General features: G+C 38.3%; 11 protein-coding genes. 5 read left to right on the top strand and 6 right to left on the bottom strand.

What is annotated here, in order from left to right; all coding sequences use genetic code 11:
• Nucleotides 1-293: 293 nt before the first annotated feature.
• On the top strand, nt 294-1262 hold the full coding sequence (locus H6F62_RS16670; protein WP_137909055.1) for an ROK family protein: 969 nt from the start codon (nt 294-296) through the stop codon (nt 1260-1262).
• A 51-nt stretch (nt 1263-1313) separates the two neighbouring features.
• Here the strand turns inward: H6F62_RS16670 and H6F62_RS16675 are convergent, their stop codons facing one another.
• The 3 genes from H6F62_RS16675 to H6F62_RS16685 all read right to left on the bottom strand — a co-directional run bounded on the left by H6F62_RS16675 (nt 1314) and on the right by H6F62_RS16685 (nt 5724).
• The gene (locus tag H6F62_RS16675) at nt 1314-3917 is read right to left on the bottom strand and encodes a type I secretion system permease/ATPase (RefSeq protein ID WP_190372522.1); all 2604 of its coding nucleotides are present in this window, start codon (nt 3915-3917) and stop codon (nt 1314-1316) included.
• A gap of 32 nt (nt 3918-3949) precedes the next feature.
• The gene (locus H6F62_RS16680) at nt 3950-4708 is read right to left on the bottom strand and encodes a peptidylprolyl isomerase (protein ID WP_190372523.1); all 759 of its coding nucleotides are present in this window, start codon (nt 4706-4708) and stop codon (nt 3950-3952) included.
• Between the two features lie 257 nt (nt 4709-4965).
• On the bottom strand, nt 4966-5724 hold the full coding sequence (locus H6F62_RS16685; RefSeq protein ID WP_028082078.1) for a TIGR00297 family protein: 759 nt from the start codon (nt 5722-5724) through the stop codon (nt 4966-4968).
• 156 nt (nt 5725-5880) lie between these two features.
• Here H6F62_RS16685 and H6F62_RS16690 point away from each other — a divergent pair, with 156 nt between their 5' ends.
• Complete coding sequence (locus tag H6F62_RS16690; RefSeq protein ID WP_137909052.1) at nt 5881-6312, top strand: VOC family protein; 432 nt, start codon at nt 5881-5883, stop codon at nt 6310-6312.
• 38 nt (nt 6313-6350) lie between these two features.
• Here H6F62_RS16690 and H6F62_RS16695 read toward each other — a convergent pair whose 3' ends face one another.
• Complete coding sequence (locus tag H6F62_RS16695; RefSeq protein ID WP_190372524.1) at nt 6351-6962, bottom strand: triacylglycerol lipase; 612 nt, start codon at nt 6960-6962, stop codon at nt 6351-6353.
• 289 nt (nt 6963-7251) lie between these two features.
• Here H6F62_RS16695 and H6F62_RS16700 point away from each other — a divergent pair, with 289 nt between their 5' ends.
• Entirely contained in the window at nt 7252-7620 is a 369-nt protein-coding gene (locus H6F62_RS16700) for a hypothetical protein (protein WP_137909050.1), read from the top strand.
• Between the two features lie 420 nt (nt 7621-8040).
• On the opposite strand, the gene pcrA is transcribed toward H6F62_RS16700, so the two are convergent.
• On the bottom strand, nt 8041-10368 hold the full coding sequence (pcrA, locus tag H6F62_RS16705; RefSeq protein WP_190372525.1) for a DNA helicase PcrA: 2328 nt from the start codon (nt 10366-10368) through the stop codon (nt 8041-8043).
• A 63-nt stretch (nt 10369-10431) separates the two neighbouring features.
• Nucleotides 10432-11628: an RNA-guided endonuclease TnpB family protein gene (locus tag H6F62_RS16710; protein ID WP_190372526.1), complete on the bottom strand. Its 1197-nt coding sequence runs from the start codon at nt 11626-11628 to the stop codon at nt 10432-10434.
• Nucleotides 11629-11940: 312 nt separating this feature from the next.
• On the opposite strand from H6F62_RS16710, the gene H6F62_RS16715 reads away from it, so the two are divergent.
• Complete coding sequence (locus H6F62_RS16715; RefSeq protein WP_190372528.1) at nt 11941-12378, top strand: CAAD domain-containing protein; 438 nt, start codon at nt 11941-11943, stop codon at nt 12376-12378.
• 1726 nt (nt 12379-14104) lie between these two features.
• A partial coding sequence (locus H6F62_RS21070; RefSeq protein ID WP_190372527.1) for a DUF4347 domain-containing protein occupies nt 14105-19810 on the top strand: 5706 nt, incomplete at its 3' end.

Below are 19810 nucleotides of genomic sequence, written 5' to 3' on the forward strand. Positions count from 1 at the left end.
GAATTTATCTATATTGCAAAATATTCTCAATAATTTTAAAAAAAAAATAAAGTCCTGAGGACAATCTTAAATATACATAAGTTAACCAAAATTTAGCATCACTGTGATTGCATTTATAAATGTAATAAATTAGGTTATATATATGTTACAAAGATAATCAATCCAGAAATACCAGAAATATTTTAGATCCGGGCTGTGAAGATGGTTTCCTAATGCACTACAAAAAAATTATAATTAAGTAATCATGGTGAATGGTTGATAGTTGTTTCCTAAACTCCCTATTGTTTAATTATATGACATTAATCTTATCTTTGGATTTTGGCGGTACAAAATTAGCAGCAGCAACAGTTAAGGCTGGTACTAGAGAGTGGTTGTATCATGAATCACGGTTTTCTCCTGCAAATGCTGATGCTTTAAGTGATTTAGAAATTATGCGATCGCTCATCAAATCTGTGTTAAAAGGAAATAAACCGGATGCTATTGGTATCAGCTTTGGTGGTCCAGTGGACGCAACGACAGGTTTAGTGAGACTATCTCATCATGTTCCGGGGTGGGAAAATGTTCCCCTCAAACAACTATTTGAGGAAGATTATAATGTACCTGTGAGTATAGATAATGATGCTAATGTTGCAGCCATCGGTGAATATCGCTTTGGGGCTGGACAAGGATATGATAGCTTATTTTATATTACTATTAGTACAGGTGTTGGCGGAGGCTGGATAATTAATGGCCAACTCTGGCGAGGTGCATTGGGCATGGCGGGGGAAATTGGTCATATAGTAGTAGATCCTAGAGGTCCATTATGCTTATGTGGCAAACGAGGGTGTGTAGAACGGTTGGCTTCTGGCCCTTACATGGCACAAAATGCGCGAGAAATGCTAGAAAAAGAACTACCCAGCCCTGAGGGTAAAGCCAGGGGAGAAATACTTAGGTATTTGATCGGTAATAATCTGGATTTACTCACGGGAAAAGTCGTCAGTGCCGCCGCATCCTACGGAGATGAAATCGCCCAAGAGGTATTATATAGGGGAGCTTGGGCATTGGGAGTAGGTATTGGTAATGTAGCCAATCTTATGAATCCTCAACGCTTTGTTTTAGGTGGTGGTGTGACTAAAGCTGGTGATAATTTTTGGGCTGCGGTGCGAAAAGTAGCCAGAGAAACCGCATTACCAGAAGTGAATTTTGAAATTGTCCGGGCATTGTTGGGTGATGATGCCCCTTTATGGGGTGCTGTTGCTTTGGGTCTAGACTTATTAAATTAGGTTTTTTCACACAGATACGCTCCCAGGGCAGAGAGGAATTAAAGCTTTTGTTTAAATATTGGTCTGTTGTTTTTGATATAGTGACCAATATAAACCTTTTTGTTTTAACAACTCTAAATGTGTTCCCTGTTCCGCGATAATTCCCTTCTCCATGACTAATATTAAATCTGCACGCTTGAGAGGGGCAAAACGGTGGGCAATTAAAAAAACTGTGCGGTGGGAAGAGACGTTTTTCAGGTTTTTTAAAACTTGTTGTTCGGTTTCACTGTCTAAGGCACTAGTGGCTTCATCTAAGATAAGAAGAGGTGCAGAACTCAGAAATAATCTTGCCAATGCAATCCTTTGTCTTTGTCCTCCTGATAATGCTGTACCTCTTTCACCAACATTGTTTTCGTAACCATAAGGTAATTGACTAATAAAGTCATGGGCTACGGCTAATCTCGCAGCTTCTATAACTTTTTCCGCACTAATATCTGCATTTCCTAAAGTAATGTTTTCCAAGATTGAACCATTAAATAAAAAGTCTTCTTGGAGAACTACCCCAATTTGTTGTCTTAAAGATGCTAAGTCAGCACTTTTAATATCAAATCCATCAATTAATATGCGCCCTGATTCAATTTGATATAGTCTTTGCAAAAGTTTAGAAAGGGTACTTTTCCCTGAACCACTACGACCAACAATACCTATAAATTGCCCCGGTTTAACATGAAAAGAAATTCCTTTTAATACTGGTTCCGTATTAGCAGAATAACGAAAAAATACCTGTTCAAAATTAACTTCACCTTTCAGGGGAGGTAATACTAAACCTGTTCCTGCTTCGGTTTCTGGGGCTGCATTAAGAATATCACCAATTCTATCTACTGATAATAGCACCTGTTGGAGATTTTGCCACAGTTGTACTAGCCTTAATAAAGGGCTGGTAACTCTTCCCGATAACATTTGAAAGGCGATTAATTGCCCAATGGTAAGTTGATGATCAATGACTAATTTCGCCCCAAACCATAGGATAATTAAAGTAGAAAATTTAGTCAGAAAATCACCGATATTACTACTAATATTGGATGTGGTGGAAGCTTTAAAACTGGTGCGAATAAAGCGGGCAAATAAGCCTTCCCACCTTTCTCTAGCTATTGGTTCAGCCGCATGAGCTTTAACTGAATGAATGCCGGTAATTGTCTCTACTAAAAATGATTGACTGTCCGCACTGCGGTTAAAGGTTTCATTTAACCAATTTCGCAAAATTGGTGTGGCAATAATCGTTAAAGTCGCAAACAAAGGTAATACCGCTAAGGCTACAAATGTGAGAGGAATGTTATAATAAAACATCAATCCCAGGTAAACTATAGCAAAGATACTGTCCAGAATTACTGTTAAAGCTGTACCTGTGAGAAATTGACGAATTTGTTCTAATTCCTGAACTCTAGCAACTGTATCTCCCACTCTCCGCGACTCAAAATAAGCCAATGGTAAACGCATTAAATGGCGAAAAAGTTGAGCCGATAAACTCAAATCTAACCGCCGTGCAGTATGAGTAAATATGAATAGCCGCAGAATACCTAGAATACACTCAAATGTCGCCACTAACAACAGAGCGATCGCCATCACATCTAAGGTGGCTAAACTCTCCTGTACCATGACTTTATCAATGATAACTTGGGTAATTAATGGTGAAGCTAAACCTAATAATTGTAAGGTAAATGAAGCTAATAAAACCTCACCTAATAATCCCCGATATTTCCACACTGCGGGAGTAAACCAACCTAAATTAAATTTCTCTTGTTGGGAAATTAATTCAACTTGCCATAATGTACCATCCCAACAATTTTCTACTACAGATTGAGGTAATTGTTCACAAATATAATCAGGATTTTGGGGATTAGCAATAATCAAATAATTACCTTTCATTTGATATGCTACAACCCAATTTAATTGACTATTTAATTTGTCATTTTTATCATTCTCACTTTCCTGATTCTCTTGATTCCACAACAATAAAGCCGGAAAAGATAATTGACGTAATTCACTCCAATTAACCTGCAATTTCCGCAACACTAACCCTAATTTTTCTCCTGCTTCTACTATATTTTGTGGCTTTTGTCCCCGCAATTGACGTTGTACCCATTCCAACTGCACAGGATTTTGTAAATGTTGCGCTACCATTGTTAAACAGGCAGCACCTGTATTCCCACTTCCCACAAAGGGATAATGGGAAATTATTGGTTGGGGCGGTGTGAAAGCTGGTGCAGAAATGCGAGAGTTAGTAACTGGTAAAACGATTTTTTTCTCCTCTTGATTCCTTGAATTTTTCCAAAATTCATCAATCTGAGGATTTAAAAACTTTTTCCACACCTCTGAATTCCAACAGACTACTACTACTTCCTTACTAGCAGCTACAGCTTTAAAATTAGTAAATAATTCCTGACAGTCACCAAACCAATTTCCTGTTTGTAAAGTAGCTACAGTTTTATTTTCTCCTTCTTCTCGTAAACGTACTTTACCAGTGATAATTAAAAACTGTTCACCTCCTAGTTCTGGTGACCAAATTTTCTCACCAAGTTTGTAATTACGAATTTCCGCTTGCTGTTTTAATTCGCTTTGTTCTTCCGCATTTAGCCAAGATAGCGGTGGTTCATTCCAGAGTAAATTGTTTAACACATTTATTCGTAAAGATTGCTAATTTAGAGTTTTTAATTAACTTGGATTTTCACCGTGAGATTTTGAATTTTATCCCCTAGCCATTTTTCAAATAATTCATTTTGTAGTGATTGTTTTAATTGAGGATCTTCTAAGGATGCTGGGAGAATTTGTTCTAATCTAAATAAAGCAAAACGCCCTTCTATTTCTATGGGATTTATCAATTTTCCAGGGATAGTTGCATCTACAGCCCCACGTAAAATATCCGGTATAGTTCCCCGACTAATTGGTCCCATCATTCCATTAAATACTTTTTCATCTGCTAATGAATACTCTTTTGCTAACTGTTCAAAACTAGCACCTTCTTCAATTTGAGTTTGCAGTTCTTCTGCTAATTCTCGACTATCAACTAAAATTCGTGAAAGTACGACTCTATCTAAGTAGATCTTTCTTTCAATAAAGTATTCTGGTAATTTTGATTCTGTCACCAATGCTTTGAGTTTTTCTAATTGAAAGCTAAAGGTGATAGATGTATGAAACGTTGTATAATCTGTACCATTATTGATTAACCATTCTTGAAACTTTTGTGGATCAGTTAGTTGATTTTTGAGGCGAAAATCAATAATTGTCTGTTCAATTAATGCCGAACTAATCTCAATATCTGTCCTGGTATTAATTTCTTGTTCAATTATGTGCTGACGCAGTACATCATTAATAAAATTTCCTAGTCTACCCGATATCTGTAGGTACTTTACTACTTCAGCTAAAGCGATTTCTTGGTTATTTACAGTTAAAAAAGTTGCAGATTCCATGAAGTGATTCTGAAAATAAAACTAAAACATCTCTAAGACTTTCCATTAAATAATAGAGAAAACAGTAGAGAATGATATTTAGTAATCATGAAGATTTGATAAATTAAATATATGCTTAATCAGTCGGCAATATCTCAAGAATTTTAACTAATAAGTATTTGGAAATCTGTAAACACGATGACAAAAATAAAATCATAATGTTGGGTTAACGCGAGTCAACCCAACCTACAAATATTTTGATTTTAGTCAATGAATAATTAAACAAAGATACTTTGGTAAATTAACGCCATTATCATCGCCGAAATAGCACCAATAAAGGTATTAAAAATATTAACAACTTCATTAGTTAGCCAAGTATATTTAGATTGTAAAGTTGCACCAATGACACTTTCTAAATTTGTAGCGATAAATGCAGCTAATACACTCCAAATCATACCAACAGGATTAATTAAATTTACGCCCCAACCAATCAGAGCGATCGCTATTGATGCTATCATACCAGCTACAGTCCCTTCTAAACTTACCGCCCCTTCTGTACCTCTAGGAACTGGTTGCAGTGTCGTAATTAAAAATGTGCTTTTACCATAAGCTTTACCAACTTCACTAGCGGTAGTATCCGATAGTTTGGTGCTAAAACTAGCAACATAACCCAAACATAGCAAATATTTAAAATCAGGTAAAAACAACACTCCTAAAGCGCATACAGCCGCTATTAATGCAGAACCCCAAACGTTTTCTGGACCTCTTGCACCACCACGTTTTTCTGCAATTCCTGCGGCTTCTTTTTCCGCTATACCAATGCGCGTTACTCCAGAACCAACAATAAAATAGAACACTACCACTAGATATCCTGGCCAACCCAGCGTTCCCCAAATGATAATTCCCAATAACCCAGCATTAAGTATACCTGCGGGGGTGAGCAGTTTTTTGGGAAGAATTGCCACTATTCCTAGTAAAATCGTATTTAAGGCTAATCCCATTAACCAGGGATTTGTCAAATCAATTAGAGATAACATCTGTGATCAATTATGAGTATTTTCAGGTTTTTAATGTGATAAAATGATTTTATCCTCTTTTATTACATTAATATTAAGATTCTTTTCTCCCTGGCTTTTCCATACTGTGGGAATAAAGAAACCCACAATAGTTATATTCTCTCACCCACCCCCACCATGAACCAACCTATTTTTCACCTCGCTTTCCCCGTCACCAATATCCCCGACACCAAAGCCTATTATGTTGATGGTTTAGGCTGCATACCCGGACGTGAAAACCCCCACGCTTTAATTCTCAATCTTTATGGACATCAATTAGTAGCCCACGTTACCCAGGATATTTTAACACCTCAAAAAGCTATCTATCCCCGACATTTTGGACTAATTTTTTCTCAATTAGAGGATTGGCAAGAATTACTAGAAAAGGCAAAAAACCAAGATCTAAAATTTCGAGAAGAACCGAAAAACCGCTTTGTTGACTCCCTTCTAGAACATCGCACTTTCTTTTTAGAAGACCCTTTTTATAACTTAATGGAATTTAAGTATTATCGTCATCCAGAAGCTATTTTTGGCAGTGCTGAATATACCAAAATTGGGGATAGAGATTAGATGGCAGTTTAATAGTATATATATTAGAAAGTATAAATTCATAAATTTACTGTTGATGTTAATGCCTCTGCTACTATTGCTAAACTCCTAGGATCTGTTAGCATTAAAGGATGTAATAACACTGGTAAATTTACTTCTTTTCCTATCCCAAGCTGGGAACTTATAGCAGGTAAAATCATCAAATCATAAGGTGTCCAAATAGATGTAAAATTTATTTTTTTTAACATCTCAACATCAGCATTTAAATCTGCTAAAAAAGGACTATTAGGACGCATTTGTACACATCCTGGCAACCATGAACCATAAGCAATTACTGTTCCTTTATGGGGTGAAGAAATACTAATAAATCGCTCTACTCTTTCTATTCCTCCCAAACGTTGAATATAATAACGACCAACAATACCACCCATACTAAAACCAACTAAATTAAGTGGTTGTTCTGGTGCAAAAGTATCATTTACATAATTAGCTACCTGTTGCGCTAATTTATCCAGAACCTCAGCGCCATTATTCGGGACCAAATCTACTGTATACACAGACAAACCTCTTTGTCTGAGATACAACGCCATTTTATCGAAAATCGCCCCAGTATCGTTGATACCATGGACTAATAAAACCGGATTCTGCTGTTTTGTGGTGGTAATTTTCATTTTTCATGATTTTCCAGAATTTAACTCAGTATTATCATGAAGATAATAGAAAATGTGACATGAGCATAAATCTAAACTATTAAGATTTGTTAAAAAATTTCTCATAATGTTATTTTCATAATAAAATTTAATAATTAATTTAATTTTTGTGAAATGTGATCTACCAGTTGCAACTGTTGACACCAAAAACCTGAAAATACTAATCAGTATTAATTCACGGTTTGCTAAGTAACAACCAGTAACTTTTATGACTGGCAGCAATTAACAGAATAAACCAGGAGTATTTTTTATGGGCTTTATCAAAAATCTGATTGCGGGTATTGTCGGTTTTATCACTGGATTATTTGGTAATAAGGGAAACAGCTACTACCTGGAACTAAAGGAAGAAGCTGAAGCTAATGTTACTCAAGTAGCCGCACCAGTAGCCGCAGTAGCGCCAACACCAGCAGCACCAGCAGCAGTAGCAGCAGTAGCAGTAGCACCAGTAGCACCAGTAGCAGCAAAAGCCACCAAAGCTGAACCCGTTAAAATATCAGTCCCAACTGAAACCAACTTTGCCACCAAGTATCTCATTCCTAAGAATACCCCTCGTCGTCGTCCTGGGGTAAATATGAACAGCTTTTTAGAAATGGCAAGCCAGGTAAAAACCCCAGCTTAAATACCCGGTAAGCTGAGATAGGGAACAGGTGACAGGGAACAGGGAACAGGTGATAGGTGATAGGTGACAGGTGACAGGGAACTCTTAACAGGGAAGAGGTTTTTAGCGATTTTACATTGATTTTACATTGATTTTACACATTTTGGTTTTATGGTGTTAACCTAATTAGGGCTTACTGATAGCGTAGCGTGGCGTTAGCCATATAAACCTAAAACCATTTATTAACAAAGGGTTTCTCGGATTTTTACCACAAAAAAGTGCAAGGTTTTGGCTAATGATGTCTCAAAATGAATTGCATTTTTCTTTGTCGGATTTGGAAAATTGAGGATATCCAAACAGTTAAAACTGTTCCCAGTTAAGAGTTCCCTACCCTCACAGACAACTTACTCAGCAAGCCCTAATTATTAGTATTTCCTCCCATTAGACTTTCTGTAACTGTGCTACTCTAGGGTCTATAATTTTTTGTCCCAAACTAGCGAATTGAATGGCTACAGAAACTTTATTTCCTTCTCCAAAAACGTGAGTAACTTTACCAATGCCGAAAGTTTTATGTAATACATTATCACCTACTTGCCAAGCTTGAGAAGTGCTTTGTTTATTAGGGTTTGCCGATGTTGTCTTAGTGAAACTACGGGTAACTTTATTCTGTGTAGTTAATAACTCTGCTGGTAATTCGTCTAAAAATTGCGATCGCATTGCCGGTTCTCTAGTACCATATAAACGGCGTTCCCTAGCATGGGATAGGAATAGACGTTCTTGAGCGCGGGTAATACCTACATAACATAATCTACGTTCCTCTTCTAACAACGATGGATCTTGTAATGAACGATAACCCGGAAATAATCCCTGTTCTAATCCAACTAGAAAGACCACCGGAAATTCCAAACCCTTAGAAGCGTGTAAAGTCATTAGAGAAACTGCTGTTTGTCCCTCTTTTAAATTATCTAAATCAGAACTGAGCGCAGCACTTTGTAAAAACGCTTGTAAAGAAATATCCTCGCCTTCATTTTCTTCTTGAAATTGCAACATGGCATTATACAATTCATTAACGTTGCTAATTCTATTATCAGCTTCGTCTGTACCTTGATCTTGCAATTCCTTGATATAACCAGAATCTTCTAAAATTCCTTGTAATATCTCCGAACCGGGAATAACCGTGATTTGTGCTTGACGATTTTCAATCATTGCCGCAAAATTATTCACAGCTTTTGCCGAACGTCCTGCTAAACTATTAACTGATGTTTCATCACTAATTATCTCCCATAATGTTATTCCTAATTGCTGGGAAGCATTGACTAAAGCGTCAATAGTAGCTTTACCAATTCCCCTACGAGGTGTATTAATAACTCGCAATAAACTAACAGTATCCGCTGGATTATTAATAGCTCTTAAATATGCAACAGCATCTTTAATTTCTTTCCGGTCATAAAACTTCATTCCTCCCACAACCGTATAAGGAATTTGATACTTAACTAATAGTTCTTCAAAAGGTCGAGATTGAGCATTGGTTCTATATAAAATTGCAAAAGCACCCCAATTTAATTCCGGGTTTTGATTTTCTAAACTGCGAATTTGGTCAATAACAAAAGCTGCTTCAGCCATTTCTTCCTCAGCTTTATGAAAATAAATTGCTTCCCCCGGTTGTCTTGTGGCCTTGAGAATTTTATCAATGCGTTGGGTATTATTTTCAATTAATTCATTAGCAGCTTGGAGAATGTTTTCACAAGAGCGATAATTTTCCTCTAATTTTACCATAGAACGGGTATCATCATCTGCTAAACCATCGCCAAAATTCTCCTGAAATTCCAGTAAAATCGTAAAATCTGCCATTCTAAAACTGTAAATTGACTGGTCAGCATCTCCGACCACAAATACAGAACGATTTTCCCATTCCCATTCACTTTTACGTTTTTCCCCATTGGTAACTAAAAGCTGAATTAAATCATATTGAGTCCGGTTAGTATCTTGATATTCATCAACTAGAATATGACAAAATTTGCGATACCAATAACCTAAAACCTGCTCATTTTGTTGAAATAATCTAGTAGGAATTAAAATCAAATCATCAAAATCTAAAGCATTATTTTGAGCCAGTTTATCTTGATAGCGGTTATAAACATCAGCAATTACCCTCCCCCGATAATTTGGCTGTTCACTTTCAAATTCTCTAGGGGAAAATCCCTGATTTTTAGCATTACTAATAGCGTAACGCACAGACTTAGGTTCAAATTTCTTACTATCTAAATTTAAATCTTTAGTCACAATTTCTTTAATCAGACTTTGCACATCAGACTCATCAAAAATAGAAAAGTTTTTTTCCCATTTTCTCCCTTTTTCATCTTGATATTTCTCAATATCATAACGGAGAATCCGAGAAAACAAACTATGAAAAGTTCCACACCACATATCTTTAATAGTAGTGCGGTAAACTTGTGATTTAATCAAAGTTTGTTCATATTCTGTTAGTAAATCAAACTTTTTATCATGTTTTGTGATTGCTAATTGTTCAGCAAATATCCTTTGAATTCTTTCCTTCATTTCCCTAGCAGCTTTATTAGTAAATGTCACCGCGAGGATATTTTCAGGATTAACACGGTGTTGTAGAATCAAGTTAGCAATACGGTAAGTCAGCGCACGGGTTTTACCCGAACCAGCACCAGCAACTACTAACAATGGTCCGCAATAGTGTTCTACAGCTTGACGTTGACTAGGATTGAGGTGATTAAGGAAATCAATACTTGTTATCATAAAATATAAAGACGATGAGGAGTTTGACGCTCCCCGCCCTATAGAGGGACGGGGATTCTTGCTTCAATGAGCAACCTTACCCAACCTTGTTACCAAGTCTGAGCAGAGGGTCATCTCTCCACAAGCGTTAGAAGTTCCGGTGCGCCCCACCGTACTTAGATCATAGCCAGCTTGTCTTAGTGCTTTAGTGAGAATGTTAATTGCAGCATTGTGGTCACGGTCAAGTATGCACCCACATTGACAAACATGAGTTCTAACTGAAAGTGACTTCTTGACGATTTCTCCACAACTAGAACAGTTTTGAGAAGTGTATTGAGGTGCAACTGGTACAACTACACGCCCATAGACTTTACCAAAATATTCTAACCATTGAGTAAACAATGACCAACCAGCATCACTAATTGACTTGGCTAACTTGCTATTTTTAACCATATTTTTCACTTGCAGTTTTTCAAACGCCACTAAATCGTTAGATCTAACTACGCACAATGCTGTCTTAACGGCAAAGTCTTTACGTTGACGTGAAACTTGCAAATATTTTCTACCAAGACGGTTAATAGCTTTTTTACGATTATTAGAACCTTTATTTTTACGACTAACTTTTTTTTGTAGTCGTTTTAAAGATTTTTCTGACTTTCGTAAATATCTTGGATTATCAATTTTATCCCCTTGAGAATCAGTGTAGAAACTGTTAAGACCAACATCTAAACCAATAGTTTTACCAGTTGGATTAACATCAATATTCCGTTCTGCATCTATACAGAATTGAACGTAATATCCATCAGAACGTTTAACTATTCTGATTCTTTTCATTTGCTTAATCTGGTAAAAATGTAAATCCCAAGTTCCAATTAATTTTAGCTGACCAATTCCACATTTATCCGTAAAGTTAATGTGTTTTCGGTCTTCTAATAGTTTCCATCCTGATGTTTTATATTCAATGGAACGGTTATTTTTTTCGAACTTTGGATATCCTTTCTTTCCAGGAGTTTTAGCTTGACAATTATCAAAAAATCTTTTAATTGCAAAAGCTGTTCTCTCTGCTGCTGCTTGTCTAGCCATTGAGTTTAATTTATCTGCAAAATCAAATTCATTAGCTACGACCGCAGTGTATTTATTTAGGTCGTAAGGTTTAACATTTTGATTGTCCATCCAAAAGCGCAAGCACTTATTACGAATGAACTGAGTTATCCGTATAGCTTCATCAATTTTTTGATATTGCTGCTTTGTGCCTTTGGCTTTAAATTCAAAAACAATCATTTTTTTTATTACTAATTCGACCTGTTTTAAGTATAATATACTTTAAGGAATTAGTCAATCTTTAAGATTGGTAAAAATGAAACTACCCTCTCTCACGATTAAGCTGCGCTTAATATCCCTTGGAGGGTGTTTAATTTTACTTGCTTTACATCTCCACCCTGTAGAGGGATGGGGTATTACGGCGTTTTCTGATAAAATAAACCAATAATCTCTGATTTCCCATCCTTATTAGTGGAAGAATTGTCAATTAACAGCCTTTTGGTTGTAAATGTCTAGGTAAAAAACTCAACGATTAAAATCATGGAAATAAAAATGCAAGAACCAGAATACCAAGAAACCCAGTCCAAAGAAACAACTATCCCCCAAATTAACACCCAAACCGGAAATCTTACCAAACTTCAGCCGCCTATGCAGCCTCAAGAACAATGGCTCAAATATGGACAACAAGTTTCTGGTTTTCTGGGTACATTACCAGATTATGTAGGTAAGTTCTTTGGTCAATATCAACAGCCTATAGTTACTATTGGTTTAGTAGTGACATCTGTAGTCGCAGTTAAGGTACTATTGGCCGTGCTAGACGCTCTTAATGATATTCCTTTAGTAGCACCCAGCTTTGAATTAATTGGTATTGGTTACTCTGTGTGGTTTATCTATCGCTATTTACTCAAAGCTTCCAGCAGACAAGAGTTATCTAGCGAAATTACCACCCTCAAATCTCAAGTTGTCGGTAAAAAAACTTCTGAATCTTAACTAACAAATTTAGACAAACCTAGATATCCGACTTCTTTAAGAATTCGGGTATCTTGTTAGGGAATAGGTGACAGGTGACAGGTGACAGGTGACAGGTGACAGGTGACAGGTGACAGGTGACAGGTGACAGGTGACAGGTGACAGGTGACAGGGAACAGGGAACTCTTAACTGGGAACAGGGAACTCTTAACTGGGAACAGGGAACAAGACGCAAAAAAACCGCGAAAAATTTGCTTTTCAAGTGTTGACAAGGGATTTTAAATATGTTATCCTTACATTGATAAGGAAGAACTATCTTAAATTATTTAGTAGGGTGTGTTAGCGACAGCGTAACGCACCATGGGTAAAGCATTTGTGTGTAACATAGCGATAGCGAAGCGCTGCTGCAAGCAGTTCGCTATATACTAGCTATATAATATAGTAACGCACCATATTAAATCATCATCAAAAAATCCCCATCTTCATCCTGTACATCCTTTCATCCTGGATATCCTGATTCTGACAAATGTAAAAGCATGAATGTTACCAGAGTATTATGTAAGGGAACTCTTAACTGGGAACTCTTAACTGGGAACTCTTAACTGGGAACAGCTTTTTGAGTAGGTAAAACTTTGGGTGTAGCATAGCGATAGCGAAGCGCTGCTGCAAGCAGTTCGCTATATAATATAGTAACGCATTATTTTAAATCATTGACATCATCATACAGCAGATTTCATTTTCATGAGGTAGATTTTTAGCGGGCAAGATGCCCGCACTACAAGATTTTTATCATAGACTTTTAGCGGGCAAGATGCCCGCACTACAAGATTTTTATGATTGCGATAGCGAAGCGCTGCTGCAAGCAGTTCGCTATATAATATAGTAGCGCACCATTTTAAATCATTAACATCATCAGAAAATCCCCATCTTCATCCTGTACATCCTTTAATCAGTTGACAGTTGACAGGAAACAAGACGCAAAAAAACCGCGAAAAATTTGTTTTTCAGGTGTTGACAAGGGATTTAAAAAATGTTATTATCATCTTAATAAGGAAGAATTATCTTAAAAAGTACAGAGTTAGAGAGTGGGGAGTATGAAGAAGAGGATGAAGAAGATAACCCCGCACCCCGCAATATAATATCTGTACTTGAGGTAAAGACTTTGTGTGTAGCATAGCGATAGCGAAGCGCTGCTGCAAGCAGTTCGCTATATAATATAGTAGGGTGTGTTAGCTATTCGTAACGCACCATTGGTAAAAACTTTAGGTGTAGCATAGCGATAGCGAAGCGCTGCTGCAAGCAGTTCGCTATATAATATAGTAGGGTGTGTTAGCTATTCGTAACGCACCATTGGTAAAGACTTTGGGTATAGCATAGCGATAGCGAAGCGCTGCTGCAAGCAGTTCGCTACATCTATATAATAACATAGTAACGCACCATTTTAAATCATTATCCTGTACATCCTTTCATCCTGGACATCCTGGGCTAAGGCCACGCTTCGCTATCAGACGATATAAAAGCATAAATGCTACCGAATCCACGGTTGTGACAATAATACAGATTAAAAATAACACATTAAAAATTTAAAAAAATACGGTTGTGTCTATGATTAAATCCATTGTACGATTATAATTGTGATTGAAGACAGGAAATTGATATCCTGACCCGACCCAGGTTTTACGTGAAGTTGCTCATTTTCTACCTTATATAACAAAAACCTACAGTACCAGGTGTAAAGGAAAAAAATATGTTTAACAACTCTTTTCTCCGTCAAACCGCAACAACAATTGTTTTTATTGATGCCTCCCTTTCCGACTATCAGACCCTGCAAACAGGAATTATCGAGGGCGTAAAAACAGTTATTATTTCCCCAGAGCAAGACGGAATTGAGCAAATTAGCCAAATTTTACAACAACATCCCCACATCACCACCATTCACATCCTTTCCCACGGTGCGCCGGGATGCTTATATTTAGGTAATAGTCAATTAAACTTAACCAATATTCATAATTACACCCAACAATTACAACAGTGGCAACCTCAGAATATTTTACTATATGGTTGTAACGTCGCGGCAGGAGACGCAGGGGCAGAATTTATTCACAAATTACATCAAATTACCAACGCCACCATTAGCGCCTCCACCACAAAAACCGGCAATGCAGCATTAGGGGGAAATTGGCAGTTAGAGGTGAATATTCCCGTTACAGATGTAGAGACGTTCCATGGAACGTCTCTACATTTGTCAGATATTGTTGCAGACACCCTCATCAGCTACCAGGGAGTATTTGCACCCACATTAGTGGGAGTGTGGGATATTTTAAACTATGCCTATGCTGTGACAGTATTGGGTAACTATGTCTACGCTGTGGGGGATACATTAAACATCATTGATATTACTGACCGAGCCAAACCCGTTGTCAAGGGAAGTTACGATATTTCTAATGGTCAAGGTGTGCAAGTAGTCGGTAACTACGCTTATGTAGCTGATGGTGGTTCAGGACTACAAATAATAGACATAAGTAACCCCACTACCCCCACCCTCAAGGGCAATTATAGTACATTTGGCTATGCTAGTGATGTGCAAGTAGTCGGTAACTACGCTTATGTTGCTGTTAGTGGTTCAGGACTACAAATAATAGACATTAGCAACCCCACTACCCCCACCCGCAAAGGCAATTATGATACATCTGGACTTGCTAGAGGTGTACAAGTTGTCAGTAATTACGCTTATGTAGCTGATGATGAATCAGGACTACAAATCATAGACATTAGCAACCCATCTACTCCCACTCTCAAAGGCAATTATGATACATCTGGTGATGCTCAGGGTGTGCAAGTAGTCGGTAACTACGCTTATGTAGCTGATGGTTGGTCAGGACTACAAATAATAGACATTAGCAACCCCTCTACTCCCACCCGCAAAGGCAATTATGATACATCTGGCTATGCTAGTGATGTGCAAGTAGTCGGTAACTACGCTTATGTAGCTGATAGTGGTTCAGGACTACAAATAATAGACATAAGTAACCCCACTACCCCCACCCTCAAGGGCAATTATGATACATCTGGCTATGCTAGTGATGTGCAAGTAGTCGGTAACTACGCTTATGTAGCTGATAGTGGTTCAGGACTACAAATAATAGACATTAGCAACCCCACCACCCCTATCCTCAAGGAAAATTATGGTACAGGCTATGCTAATGGTGTGCAAGTAGTCGGTAATTATGTTTATGTAGCTGATAGTGGTTCAGGACTACAAATAATAGACATTAGCAACCCCTCTACCCCCACCCGCAAAGGCAATTATGATACCTCTGGCATTGCTTATGGTGTGCAAGTAGTGGGTAGCTATGCTTACGTAGCTGATGGTGATTCAGGACTACAAATAATAGACATAAGTAACCCCACTACCCCCACCCTCAAGGGCAATTATGATACATCTGGCTCTGCTCAGGGTGGGCAAGTAGTCAGTAATTATGCTTACGTAGCTGATGGAGAATCAGGACTACAAATAATTGACATTAGTAACCCCTCTACCCCCACCCGCAAAGGCAATTATGATACATCTGGCTATGCTTATGATGTGCAAGTAGTCGGTAACTACGCTTATGTAGCTGATGCGTATTCAGGACTACAAATAATAGACATTAGCAACCCCACTACCCCCACCCTCAAGGGCAATTATGATACATCTGACTATGCTAATGGTGTGCAAGTAGTCAGTAACTATGCTTATATTGCTGGTGGTTATGCAGGACTACAAATAATAGACATTAGCAACCCCACTACCCCCACCAGCAAAGGCACTTATGATACTAGTGGCTCTGCTTATGGTGTGCAAGTATTGGGTAACTATGCTTATGTTGCTGATGCTTGGTCAGGACTACAAATAATTGATATTAGCAACCCCACTACCCCCACCCTCAAGGGCAATTATGATACATCTGGCTCTGCTAGAGGTGTGCAAGTAGTCGGTAACTACGCTTATGTTGCTGACGATGTAGGTGGTTTAAAGATTATTAATGTCAGTGATTTAACCCAACCACCTACCAACATTACCTTAATTAATAGCACAGTTGCGGAAAATCAAGTTAGTGGTACAGTAGTTGGTAATCTCACTAGCACAGACCCAGATACAGGAGACACCTTTACCTATAGTTTAGTCACTGGAACAGGTGCAACAGATAATAGTTTATTTACCATTACTGGAAATCAACTTAAAACCAACGCTGTCTTTGACTTTGAAACCAAAAACAGTTATAGCATTCGCGTCAAAACCACCGACCAAAGCGGGTTATCCTTTGAAAGACAATTAACCATTGGAGTCAGTAACGTTAACGAAACTCCTACTAACCTAACACTATTCAATAGTGCTGTTGCAGAAAACAAGGCCATTGGTACAGTGGTTGGTAATTTCATCACCACAGACCTAGATCCAGGAAACACCTTTACCTATAGCTTAGTTACCGGGGACGGTGCAACAGATAATAGTTTATTTACCATTGCTGGAAATCAACTTAAAACCAATGCTGTATTTGACTACCAAACCAAAAACAGTTACAGCATTAGAGTCAAAACCACAGACCAAGGTGGGTTATCCTTTGAGAAACAATTAACCGTCAGTGTCACTTTTACACCCACATTAGTGGGAGAGTGGGATTTTTTAAGCTATGCCCGTGCTGTGACAGTGGTGGGTAACTATGCTTATGCTGTAGGGGATAGATTGGATATCATTGATATTAGCAACCCTGCCCAACCCCTTGTCAAGGGAAGTTACGATATTTATAATGGTCAAGGTGTGCAAGTGGTGGGTAGATATGCTTATGTAGCTAATGGAGAATCAGGACTACAAATTATAGACATTAGCAATCCCACTACCCCCACCCTCAAAGGCAATTATGATACATCTGGCATTGCTCTTAATGTACAAGTAGTTGGCAATTATGCTTATGTGGCTAATGATGATGGCGATTATGCTGTGGTTAATGGTGATGGTTTTACATCTGGACTAGAAATCATAGACATTAGCAACCCCACTACCCCCACCCTCAAAGGCCGTTATAATACATCTGGCAGTGCTGTAGGTGTACAAGTAGTGGGCAGCTACGCTTATTTGGCTATTGATAATCGTTATTCTTCTACAGGATTACAAATCCTAGACATTAGCAACCCCACAAACCCCACTTTCAAGGCCAATTGTTCTACTGGGTATTCGTATGGGTATAGCTCTGCTAGAACTGTGCGAGTAGTGGGCAATTACGCTTATGTAGCTGATGGTGATTCAGGACTACAAATAATAAACATCAGCAACCCTTCTACCCCCATCCTCAAGGGCAATTATGATACATCTGGTTACACTAATGATGTGCAAGTAGTCGGCAACTATGCTTACGTAGCTGATGGTGATTCAGGACTACAAATAATAAACATCAGCAACCCCACAAACCCCACCCTCAAAGGCAGTTATAATACATCTGGTTACGCTACAGGTGTACGAGTAGTGGCTAACTACGCTTATGTAGCTGATATTGGTGGACTACAGATCATAGACATTAGCAACCCCACTACCCCCACCCTCAAAGGCAATTATAATACATCTGGCTATGCTCAGGGTGTGCAAGTAGTCGGTAACTATGCTTATGTGGCTGATGGGTATTATGGAGGACTACAAATAATTGACATCAGCAACCCCACAAACCCCACCCTCAAGGGCAATTATAATACATCTGGCTATGCTCAGGGTGTGCAAGTAGTCGGTAACTATGCTTATGTGGCTGATGGGTATTATGGAGGACTACAAATAATTGACATCAGCAACCCCACAACCCCCACCCTCAAGGGCAATTATGATACATCTGGCTATGCTGAAGGTGTGCAAGTGGTGGGTAACTATGCTTACGTAGCTGATGGTGGTTCAGGACTACAAATCATAGACATCAGCAACTCCACTACCCCCACCCGCAAAGGCAATTATGATACACCTGGCAGTGCTTGGGGTGTGCAAGTAGTCGGTAGCTACGCTTACGTAGCTGATGATTCTTCAGGACTACAAATAATTGACATCAGCAACCCCACTAACCCCACCCTCAAGGGCAATTATAATACATCTGGCTCTGCTAAAGGTGTGCAAGTAGTCGGTAACTATGCTTACGTAGCTGATAGTTGGTCAGGACTACAAATAATTGACATCAGCAACCCCACAACTCCCACCCTCAAGGGCAATTATGATACATCTGGCTATGCTAGAGGTGTGCAAGTAGTCGGTAACTACGCTTATGTTGCTGACGATGTAGGTGGTTTAAAGATTATTAATGTGAGTGAATTTACTAACCAAGCACCTACTAATCTCACACTCTCCACCAGCACAATTGCCGAAAACCAAATTATTGGTACAGTAGTTGGTAATCTCACCACCACAGACCCAGATACAGGAAACACCTTTACTTATAGCTTAGTCACTGGGAACGGTGCAACGGATAATAGTTTATTTGCCATTACCAATAATCAACTCAAAACCAACGCTGTCTTTGACTTTGAAACCAAAAACAGTTACAGCATTAGAGTCAAAACCACCGACCAGGGTGGGTTATCCTTTGAAAGACAATTAACCATTGGAGTTAGCAACGTTAACGAAACTCCTACTAATTTAACTCTTTCTAATAACACCGTTGCGGAAAACCAAATTATTGGTACAGTAGTTGGTAATCTCACCACCGCAGACCCAGATACAGGAAACACCTTTACTTATAACTTAGTTACAGGAACAGGTGCAACGGATAATAGTTTATTTACCATTAGCGGAAATCAACTTAGAACCAACTCTGTATTTGACTTTGAAACCAAAAACAGTTACAGCATTAGAGTCAAAACCACAGACCAAGGGGGGTTATCCTTTGAAAGACAATTAACCATTGGAGTCAGCAACGTTAACGAAACCCCTACCAACTTAACACTATCCACCAGCACAGTTGCGGAAAACAAGACTGTTGGTACAGTAATTGGTAATCTTTCCACCACAGACCCAGATACAGCAAACACCTTTACTTATAGGTTAGTATCAGGAGGTGGTGCAACTGATAATAGTTTATTCACCATTACCAATAATCAACTTAAAACCAACTCTGTCTTTGACTTTGAAACCAAAAACAGTTACAGTATTCGCGTTCAAACCAGAGACCAGGGTGGTTTAACGTATCAAAAACAATTGACTATAAATATCAGCAACCTAACAGACAATACAATCACTGGTACAGCAAATACAAATAACATCACCACCACCAACGACAAAGATATCATTGATGCAGTTGCAGGAAATGACACAATTACCAGCGTCTTTGCCAACTTACAACAAAATGACAACATCAATGGTGGTCTTGGCACAGATACCCTGATTATTACCGGAGGAACAAGTGCTAATAGTCTGACAATTAATGCTAACAACACCACTAAT

Origin of the sequence: Anabaena sp. FACHB-1391 (assembly GCF_014696755.1) — a bacterium.
Lineage (GTDB): Bacteria > Cyanobacteriota > Cyanobacteriia > Cyanobacteriales > Nostocaceae > Dolichospermum > Dolichospermum planctonicum.